The following is a 10,382-nucleotide window of genomic DNA, read 5'->3' as shown; positions in this document are numbered from 1 at the left end:
AAATCATCTTTGTATCTTCACCTTTCAAACAACAAATAATGAAATTCGTTACTTTCTTAGACAATCAACAAGAAAAAGTAGGTCTTGTTTGGCAAGATACGGTGTATGACTTGACCAAAATTAATTCTAATTTACCCACTACCCTAATTGATATTTTAGCTGATGATGATTTTTCACTTTTAATCTGCCAACAGCTTACAAAGGAAATCTCACGTGATGAACACAAATACGCTATTGTAGCAAATCCTCACATCTTAGCACCTATACCTCATCCCACGAGTTTTAGAGATGCCTATGCTTTTCGCCAACATGTCGAAACTTCTCGTTTAAACAGAGGTTTAGACATGATTCCTGAATTTGATCAATTTCCAGTCTTCTATTTTTCTAATCATCAGGCGATTCAAGGTCCTGGAAAAGTAGTTGCCATGGAGAAGCATTTCGACCGAATGGATTTTGAGCTCGAAGTTGCCATCGTCATTAAAAAAGAAGGGATAAATATTAAAGCTGAAAATGCTGATGAATACATCGGTGGATTTATGATCCTGAATGATTTGAGTGCCCGCGCTTTGCAAATGGATGAAATGAAACTAAACCTTGGTCCTGCAAAAGGAAAAGATTTTGCGTCAATGTTTGGTCCCTATTTGGTAACACCAGATGAAATCGAAAGCTACAAAGTAGCACCTAAAGATGGTCATATCGGAAATTGTTATGATTTAGCGATGACCTGTGCTGTGAATGATGTTGAAGTTTCTCAAGGTAATTTCAAAGATATGCATTGGACATTTGCTGAAATCATCGAACGAATTTCCTATGGCGTGAAGCTTTATCCGGGTGATATCATCGGTTCTGGAACAGTTGGAACAGGTTGCTTTCTTGAACTAAATGGAACTGGAAAACGCCAAAATCCTAACTACAAAGAACAATGGTTACAACCAAATGATCATATCGAAATGTCTGTCACAGGATTAGGAAAATTAGTAAATTCTGTTCATCTTTATAACCAATAATCTCAATTTATGCAACACACAAAATCCTTTGAACCTAACACAAGTCAGTTCGATGATATTTTCAAACATGCTATTTCTCCACGTCCTATTTGCTTTGCAAGTACAATGGATAAAGATGGAAATGTAAATTTGAGTCCATTTTCTTTTTTCAATATGATGGGACAAAATCCACCAATTTGTGTTTTTTCACCGTTAAGAAAAATGAGAGATGGAACAACAAAACATACGTTAGAAAATATATGGGAACATCCAGAATGTGTGATTAATATTGTAAATTATGATATTGTACAACAACAATCCTTGGCGAGTGTCGAATACCCAAAAGGAGTAAACGAATTTGTAAAAGCTGGTTTTACAGAACTTCCTTCCGAATTGGTAAAACCTCCTCGCGTTGCAGAATCGCCTGTGCAATTAGAATGTAAGGTACGCGAAGTAATTTCGATTACAGATCAACCCGGTGCAGCAAATTTAGTTATTGCGGAAGTAGTGCGATTGCATATTCACAAAAACTTGTTGGATGAAAATGATAAAGTTTCCCCTTATGATTTGGATTTAGTTGCGCGTATGGGTGGAGATTATTATTGCCGTATCATTCCAGAATCAATCTTTGAAGTTGAAAAACCAACCCGTACTGTTGGTTTAGGAATAGATCAACTACCAGATGAAGTGAAGCACTCTAAATACTTAACAGGTAATAATTTAGGTCAATTAGGAAATGTAGAAAAATTACCGACAGAAGAAATGATTTTTCATTTCAAAGAACAATTAACGGAACGTTTAGACATCGAGAAATTTAAGTCGGTTGAGGTACGTCATCAAGTAGCTGCAAAACTTTTGGAACAAGGTGACGTAAATGGTGCATGGTATTGGTTGTTGATGAATATTTAGTTCATGAATAAAACGGCATTGATTTTAGGAAGTACAGGTTTGATCGGTTCTTTATTGTTGGATAAATTATTAAAGCATTCTAATTATTCAAAAGTTATTATGGTTGTTCGAAAACCTCAGCAAATTAATCATCCGAAATTAGTTGAGATTGTAACTGATTTTAATTCTCAAATAAATTTAGATGATATTGAAACGATTGATTCTATCTTTTCTTGCTTAGGAACAACACGTAAGAAAACGCCTGATTTAAATGCGTACCGAAAAATTGAAATAGATATTCCAGTACAATTTGCACAATTAGGAAATAAAAAAGGGTTGACGAAATTTCATTATATTTCTTCGGTTGGTGCAATTGCTACAACCTCTAACTTTTATCTAAAAATGAAAGGGGAAGCAGAAAAAGCTTTGCTACATGAAAATGTGAAACAGCTGTTTCTATACCGCCCTTCTTTGTTGATTGGCAATCGAGTCGAATATCGTTTGGCTGAAAATATCAGCGCTAAGATATTACCTTTGTTTAATCCTTTTTTGGTTGGAAATCTCTCCAAATACAAATCCATTGCAGCCGAAAAAGTGGCGCAAGCATTACTCGAAAATGATTTACACATAACTTCAGAAAAAGTTTCTGTATTGTATTATAACGAAATTATGAATTCTAAAAATAAAATTTAATGATCATATTAGCTGTACTCTTACCTTGGCTATCCTTTATACTAAGAGGAAAAATAATTCATGGTGTGATTTGCTTAGTTTTACAAATCTCCTTATTCGGATGGTTACCAGCTGCAATCTGGGCTGTTGCCTCTCTTTTAGACGATAGAAACAAAGCCAGAATAAAAGAAATGAATCGAAATAATTAAACAATAAAAGCCAACCGATCGGTTGGCTTTTATTGTTTTAAAAAGTCTGTAAATCAATAATTATAGTGAGTTTTTTATCAAGGATAGACGATAATTTTAGCCTATCAATTACAACGACTATGAAAAATACAATGTTCCTTACGGTTTTCTGTTTGCTTACTTGTTTTATACATGCACAAGAATACACCACCGATAATATTGTGATCAAGCAAGGCAATCAAGTTTTCTCTATTTATGATACAAAACAAACAATCACCTTAAATCCTACTGAATTTAGTATCGAGTATCTGAATAAGCCTTATCAAGAGAAAAAGAATTTATTTTATGCGGCGCAAGCATTGGTAACGGATCATTCGGTTGACATCAATTTACATGAAGGAACTGAAATAGAAAGTATCCCATATTTTGAGGCTGGGACAGGCTTTGCTGCCGAAGAAAATCAATTGCTACACTACCCTTTCTTATCGCTTGATGGACACCAGTATTTGTATTACGTTCCGAATAAAGACAAACGGGTTGAAAAATCAGGAACTTCTGGACAATGGGATATTCACAAATGGACGTTAAAAGGTGTTTTTCAATATGATGCTGAAATGGATTGGAATATCTACGATAACAATCAAGTGTATATTACATTAATTATTGACCGAAACTTAGATGGAATTCTTCAGAAAGGCGAGTTTTTTACACTTCAAATTATGTTCGAGAAATAATAGATATAAGCTTCAAACCAGTTCCTATAAGGCTTTATAGATTTTATTCTAATTATTTCATTTTACGAAAAGGCTTTATATTCGCTTTACAAAATATAATTTTCTATCATGTCTAAAAGTACACGTGCTTTGAAAAATCTTCTAAAAAAACGTATTCTACTCTTCTTTTTTCTTGTAAGTGGAATAATAAATGCACAAGAGGTATTGACAAATTATGAAAATCAATATAATAACACAAAGCTAAACTCTTCTGAACGTTACGAAATTACAGGAAAATATGCGCAAGCGTTATTCTTTAATCATCAGAAAGAAAAAGCATTTGCTATTCTCAAAGAAAATATTCTTGCTTCAGAAAAGCTAAAAGATGGTAAACATGCCGCTTATTTGTATTGTATTTCTGCAATGAATAATCGAATTGAAAATAATAGTACGACTTCTAAACATGATTTACAAAAAGCAATTTACTATAGTGGACGCACTAATGACTATTCAACAAAAGGTTATGTAAAATATTGTGAAGGTTGGCTAAATTTACGAAATAATGAAGATGCAAAAGCGGTTAAGAATTTTATTGAGGCATTAAAATTCTTTGATAAATCGCCAGAAACACCAGTTGTATTAACAAGAATGACATCGGTTTATAATCAATTGACGGGTATTTATTCACGTTGGGATGATTATGAATTACAAGAAAAATACAGCAAACTTGCCTTACAAGTAGCGAAAAAACAAGATAATCCAAATCTCATTTTTGCTGCGTACATGTCTATTGGTTATATGTACGAGCAAAAGTTTATGCAAAATAAAAAAAATATCTATACCCGAGATTTAGCAGAAAAATATTACAGCAAAGCGATTGATACCTATTACAAGAATAAAAAAGAGATGATAACGCCTACAGATTTATCTTTTGTAGCAATCAATTTAGCGAATCTTTACCTTAATTTTTATCCAAAAACCTATCAAAATAAAGTTGTAACCTATGCAGAATTAGCAAAAGAAATAGGAATTGAAACAGATCAAGCAAATCATGTTGCTGCTGCAAACGGAATTTTAGCTGATTTAGCAATACAAAAAAATGACATTCAAACTGCTAAAAACTATCTCTTGCAGTCGGTCATAAAAGTCAATGAGAATGCTATTCCCGACAAAAATATCTTACAATCGTTGTACCTAAGCTTATCCGAAATCGAAGTTAAAGAAGGAAATTTTAAAGAAGCACTGCGGTTCCATAAGCTGTACACATCGATGTACAAAGAAATCTATGACAACGAGCAAGCGCAAATCAGTAAACGTTTAGAAGCTCAATTTGATAAAGAGCGTCAGCAACAACAAATGATTCGCATGCAATTGGAAACAGAGAAAAAAGAGCAACAAATTCAATTGATGCATTCGTTAGGTATTCAGCAAAAACAAGAGTTAGAAAACACCAAGCTAAGCGAGAATTTCCAACGAAAACAATTAAAATTATCACGTTTAGAAGCGGACAAAAGATCACAAGAATTAACCATTTCTCAACAAAATCTAAAACTATCTAACTTAGAAAATAAAAATCGTAAAGACGAATTGGTGAATTATATCGCAGAACTTAATTTCAAAAATAAATTAAATAACTATTACATCTTTTCGATTGTTGTTTTTATCGTCCTACTTGCTTTATTACTTTATGCACTAAAACAGCGAAATAAGCATTTAAAACAACGAGAAGAATTACATAATTTGGAGATTGAACAAGAACGACAAAATTCTAAGATTTCGACTTTAACAGCACTTCTCGATGGTCAAGAACAAGAACGTACTCGTCTTGCTCGTGATTTACATGACGGTTTGGGTGGTTTACTTTCGGGAACTAAAATTCAGTTAACTCATTTGAATGAAAAAATTGACGAAAACTCAAAAATAGACATGGAAAAATCTATTCATCAATTGGATGGAGCTGTCGATGAATTGCGCCGCGTTGCACATAATTTAATGCCCGATTTATTACTGAAATATGGATTGGAAGAAGCTTTAAAAGAATATGCCATTCGTATGGCAAACGAACAATTGGATATTGATGTTCAATTTTTGAGATTTACCAATTCATTAAACAAAGAAAATCAATTATTGGTGTACCGAATTATTCAAGAGTTGGTGAACAATGCCATAAAACACGCTCACGCCGAACAAATAATTATACAATTTGTCGAAGATGATACCAATTATACTGTAACGGTTGAAGATGATGGAAAAGGCTTTGATGTAAACAATACTAAACTCACACAATCAGCAGGTTTGCATAACATTCAATCCCGTATTCAGTTTTTAAAAGGACATTTAAATATACACTCAGAAATCGATTTAGGAACCACTATAGAGTTCCAATTTCCTAAACAATAATTTATGATTAATATAGCAATTACAGACGATCACCCTTTATTATCAGAAGGATTACGAAATATTTTAAGTCATCAATCTAATTTACAAGTTGTGGATTGTTACACTTCTGCTCAACAATTACAAGAAGCGTTAAAATCAACTGAAATTGATATTCTTTTATTAGACATCAATCTTTCGGATACCAATAGTATTGAATTGATAAAACCTATAAAGAAAAAATACCCCGCAATGCACATCATCATGTTAAGTGTACATAACGAATATGCGGTGATAAATAGTTGTTTGGAAGAAGGTGCTTCGGGATATATTCAGAAAAATGCTTCTGTTGATGAAATTTTAGAAGGAATCAACTCTATTTTTGATGGAAAGAAATTTCTTTGTTCACAAACAAAAAATGTATTGAGTAAAAAGGAAAAAGATGGGTTGAATACCATTCCAAAACTTACACGACGCGAAAAAGAAATTATGATTGAAGCAGCGCAAGGATTAACGACTCAACAAATTGCAGAAAAATTATTTATCAGTACGCATACAGTTGATAGTCATAGAAAAAACTTGATCGAAAAGTTCAAGACTTCTAACCTAAGTTCGGCAATTACCACTGCAATAGAATATGGATTGATTTCAAAACCTTAAAAAATAACTATAAATAGGGATATTATAGGGTGCCAAAATTTCTCAACTTTGTCGTTATAAAACGGAAATTTCATCACCATTTACATTCGCAATAAGATTACTAACTGATTCTTATTAACTAAAACTACAATTTAAAAAAATCGCTTCATTTCTTTAATCAAGCGATTTTTTATTCAATATAGCTAAAAGCAGTGATGAATTAAATAGTTTTTATGCAGTATTTTTAAAACAAAAATGAAATGGCATTATATCATTATTTTATTCGCCTTTGTCGGTTGCTCTGCTCAAACCAAATTAAAGGTTGAAACCATCTTAGCTACACCAAAAATAGTGACTGCACAAGATCCTGAAACAGGTAGAAAGTATCAAAAAACGAATTTTGTAACGATTACACAACGTTTGGAACCTGCGATTGTGATGCACGAAAAGAATGAAAAAAAATTAAGGTTTTCACTGCAAGGAAATATTAATTCTGGTGGACATTCTATACATAAAGTAAGAAAAATTCGTTTCGAAAAAGAGAAGTCACTTGAACATAGTATCCTATTAAAATATTATTTAGAAATCGTTTATGTCGCAGGAAAAGAAGGGGCTAATGTAAGAGGCTACAACTATTCGAAAGAAGAAACCTATAGTATTCCAAAAGGAATTAAGGAAATCAAAATCGAGTTGTATGAAGATCGAGTAAAAAAAAGAACAAGTTCGAAAAACCCTAAATTAAAGCTTGTTGCTCAGCAAATTGTTGAGTTTTAACTTAAAAGTTGATACAAAGAAAAAATCCAAGTCATAAAATGAACTTGGATTTTTTTATAATAGAATAAAACGAATATTTAGTGAGATAATCTAATAACTGGATTAACTAAAGCTTCGTTACAATTTTCGAGTTTAACTCTTAAATATTGTGGATTACCATAGTTTTGTTCTTGACGTTTAGTTTGAACTTTCACTAAAATAATTCCTTCATTTTCATACTCTGTGTATAATCGGTCAATCGTGTAATACATCACTTTTGCACCAGTATGACTGTACGTTAATTGTGAATTTGGAATATCTTCGATTTCTAAAATCTCCTTAATTGCATTACCATCTTTGTCTAACAATGGCAAATCATTAGTAGGATCTTCGTCATTGTCAGGAATTGTGTATGTCCCTCCGAATTTAACAACTTTTGCAATCGAAATCTCATATTCTGTACAAAAGTCTGGACTTTGAATTGCTAAAAAGTCAGCTGCACAAATTTTTGTCACTTCTTTTGGATCCTCTTGTCCTTCGAATAACATCATTGGAGCAATACGTATATCATGTACATGCATTCCGTCCCCTAAATTTACACTTACTGTACTAAATTGTTGAATTTCGAAAGAATCAAATGGTATTGTAATTGGTTTAGAAATTACAGCTCTACGTTTGTTTTTAAAGTTAAATAATCCAATATCTAAAACTCTAAATTTTTCCATATTCTCTTCCCCAACTTTTGTATCTCCTAAATAATAAACAATTTTGAAGTTTCCTAATTGCAACAAACTTAAATTTAACACATTGATATTTGGATAAGCTAATGTAATCTGCACTTGATCTCCAGGTCGAGCTGGTTGACGTAAATGTGTACGTAAAAACTGTTGATTTAACACTCCCGCAGTAGCATTAAATAGAGTATAACTATCATAGTTGTCATCTACAGCATAATAAGGATGCACAACAGATGATAAACCACTTGCAACATTTAAAACTTCTGATCTATTTCCCCAAGTGACATCATTCGTAAATTCATTTAACTTGATATCTGTATTTTTAATTCCTGTTAACTTTGTTCCATCTACATCATTTTGTTCTGTTGGATAAACCAAAGATTTTGGTGGATTTACAATGATATCTCCTAATGGTTTATAATCAGGTGATGTAATTTCTTCCTCTTCCTCAATATACGCATAGAAAACAGTTGCCAAATCTGCTACTGATAACAAAGAACCTAATTGTATACGAACTCCGTTATAGCCTACATGCTTTCCATTAGTTTCTGCTGGAATAAAAGAAAACTGGAATACGTTATCTCCTTTTAACAAATCTAATACTCCTCCTTTTACACCAAATGATGTACCTACATTTGAATTTCCTATTCCTATTCCAATGTCTTCAGGATTAGTCGCTTTTGTATGTCGACCAACAGCACTTACTCCTCCGGCTAACTTTAGTCCTGAATATTGTTCCCCTAATTTTATAGTTACTTTTTTACCTCTAAGCTCTTCTGCTGTATATAAAACGCGTTTAGATTTAGGGTCATTAGGATCAGATAATTTCGTAAAGTACAAATCGACACCAGTTGTACCTAGTCCTAAAACTACTAATCCCCCTGTAATCGTTGCATAATCTGCGCGGTTTCCATTGACTGCTTTTTCTTCTCCCTCAACTCCACCAGCACCAGAAGTCCAATCTCTAACATCGGTAGCGAAAATCTTTTTCTTCACAATATCACAATCTTTTAAATCATAAACAATTAATTGAATAGCAACAGAAGTAACACAACCTTCTATTGGCGCACCGGTAATAGTTGTCGCTTGAATTGTATAAGTATATTCTCCTTTCTTTAGATCAGAAATTGTAGTGGCAACTTCTTTTCCTTCTGAATCATAAATAGTAATAGTCGATGGGAATTTCGTTGATACCGTAGGGAAAGTAAATTCCTTTCCTTGTTCTACAGCAAATGCATTGACTTTATCAGGTAATGCAATTGTATTTTCTTCAGATGGTGTAACTAAGACTGGAGAAGTATAAGCATATCTATTTAGACCAATTGTTTTTGCTTGTCTTCTTACTAAAGTAGTTTTCTTTAATCCTTTAATTACTAACTTATCACCTTTTTGAATTATTACATCACCAACAGATTGATCTTTTTCATTTTCTTTATCAGTTAAACTTCCAAAATCCTGCCAAGTAGCTCCGTTATCTACACTAGCTTGCCAATTGTAAGACATTAAATAAGCAATATAGGTTGCTTTTTCTACATTTACAACTTCAATTTCACCATTATAACACGTTTCTCCTATCGTTGAAATCTTTCCAGGGTTAAAAGGACCTTCATCTCCATTTACAACTAAAACAGCTCCATTATCTGATTGATCAGTATTATTCTGAATTGGTGTCCACCAATTAGCCCAATTAGGCTTACCTGTTGGCAAATTATTGTAAATAAACTTTGGTGCAACTATAGCATAATAACCATTATTTATTGTATTCTGATTTACATTTTCTCCATCATAATTAGGTGCAATTGCAGCATATTTATAGAACTTTGATTGATGAGTAAATACACCTTCTAAACTAGAGTCTCGTCCAGTTTCAGGTACAAACTGAGAAGGTAATCTAATTTCAGATTTTCCAAAATCATCTTTAAAAATTACTTGGGCATCAGCTTGTTGTAGGGTTACTAATCCTAGTACACCAAGGATATAATTTTTTAATTTTAATTTCATATTGTATTTTTTTAAAAGATTTATAAATGATTAACAAGCGTTAATTACTTAACCTTTAATACAATATTCATAAATGTACCATTTCTAATGATAGAATTTGGCGTTACTTTATATGTTAACGTCCCAGCATCATCGACTTTTATATCTGTAAAAACAGTTTTATCTGCATGTGTTATAAAATATTCGTAATTATCTGCTTTTAATACAATATCCTTTAAACCAGTTGTTGTGGTACTATTTGTCACAGGTTCTGTAAATTGTTTTTTGTATAAATCGTGTAATTTAACTGTATATACAGAAGTTGTCGCATCAAATGTATATGAAGAATTTGACGTATCCACTATTCTACTATCAGTTGGTAATGTTGGCAATACAATAGAAGCCATATCAAAGACGCCTGGATTAGCATTTCCCGAAGATAGTTTTACC

At 32.4% G+C, this 10,382-nt stretch carries 9 protein-coding genes and 1 pseudogene; 8 read left to right on the top strand and 2 right to left on the bottom strand.

Annotated features, from left to right (window positions below; all coding sequences use genetic code 11):
• The 8 genes from Q0616_RS11510 to Q0616_RS11475 form a co-directional block, all read left to right on the top strand.
• Positions 1–1,007, top strand: a 1,007-nt coding sequence (locus Q0616_RS11510) for a fumarylacetoacetate hydrolase family protein (protein WP_298777041.1), incomplete at its 5' end; no start/stop codon positions are given.
• A gap of 9 nt (positions 1,008–1,016) precedes the next feature.
• Positions 1,017–1,895, top strand: coding sequence for a flavin reductase family protein (locus Q0616_RS11505; RefSeq protein WP_225542258.1), 879 nt, complete (start codon positions 1,017–1,019; stop codon positions 1,893–1,895).
• 3 nt (positions 1,896–1,898) lie between these two features.
• The gene (locus tag Q0616_RS11500) at positions 1,899–2,567 is read left to right on the top strand and encodes an NAD-dependent epimerase/dehydratase family protein (RefSeq protein ID WP_298777040.1); all 669 of its coding nucleotides are present in this window, start codon (positions 1,899–1,901) and stop codon (positions 2,565–2,567) included.
• Positions 2,567–2,755 (top strand): YqaE/Pmp3 family membrane protein, encoded by a 189-nt coding sequence (locus Q0616_RS11495; protein WP_188320078.1) that lies wholly within the window; start codon positions 2,567–2,569, stop codon positions 2,753–2,755. The genes Q0616_RS11500 and Q0616_RS11495 overlap by 1 nt, the downstream gene beginning before the upstream one ends.
• Before the next feature lie 119 nt (positions 2,756–2,874).
• On the top strand, positions 2,875–3,468 hold the full coding sequence (locus Q0616_RS11490) for a hypothetical protein (protein WP_298777037.1): 594 nt from the start codon (positions 2,875–2,877) through the stop codon (positions 3,466–3,468).
• Positions 3,469–3,576: 108 nt separating this feature from the next.
• Positions 3,577–5,847, top strand: a complete 2,271-nt coding sequence (locus tag Q0616_RS11485) for a sensor histidine kinase (protein ID WP_298777036.1) — start codon at positions 3,577–3,579, stop codon at positions 5,845–5,847.
• Positions 5,848–5,850: 3 nt separating this feature from the next.
• A complete protein-coding gene (locus Q0616_RS11480) occupies positions 5,851–6,483 on the top strand; it encodes a response regulator transcription factor (RefSeq protein ID WP_171622761.1) in 633 nt (210 codons plus the stop codon).
• Positions 6,484–6,717: 234 nt separating this feature from the next.
• Positions 6,718–7,236 (top strand): hypothetical protein, encoded by a 519-nt coding sequence (locus tag Q0616_RS11475; protein ID WP_298777035.1) that lies wholly within the window; start codon positions 6,718–6,720, stop codon positions 7,234–7,236.
• A gap of 77 nt (positions 7,237–7,313) precedes the next feature.
• Here Q0616_RS11475 and Q0616_RS11470 read toward each other — a convergent pair whose 3' ends face one another.
• Both Q0616_RS11470 and Q0616_RS11465 read right to left on the bottom strand, forming a co-directional pair.
• Positions 7,314–9,953 carry a hypothetical protein gene (locus Q0616_RS11470; protein ID WP_298777034.1) on the bottom strand — a complete coding sequence of 880 codons (2,640 nt, stop codon included), beginning with the start codon at positions 9,951–9,953 and terminating at the stop codon, positions 7,314–7,316.
• A 44-nt stretch (positions 9,954–9,997) separates the two neighbouring features.
• Positions 9,998–10,382: pseudogene (locus tag Q0616_RS11465) on the bottom strand (hypothetical protein); the annotation flags it as partial.

This window comes from uncultured Empedobacter sp., from assembly GCF_937930195.1.
GTDB lineage: Bacteria > Bacteroidota > Bacteroidia > Flavobacteriales > Weeksellaceae > Empedobacter > Empedobacter stercoris.
This window is presented reverse-complemented; position numbering and strand designations above follow the sequence as displayed.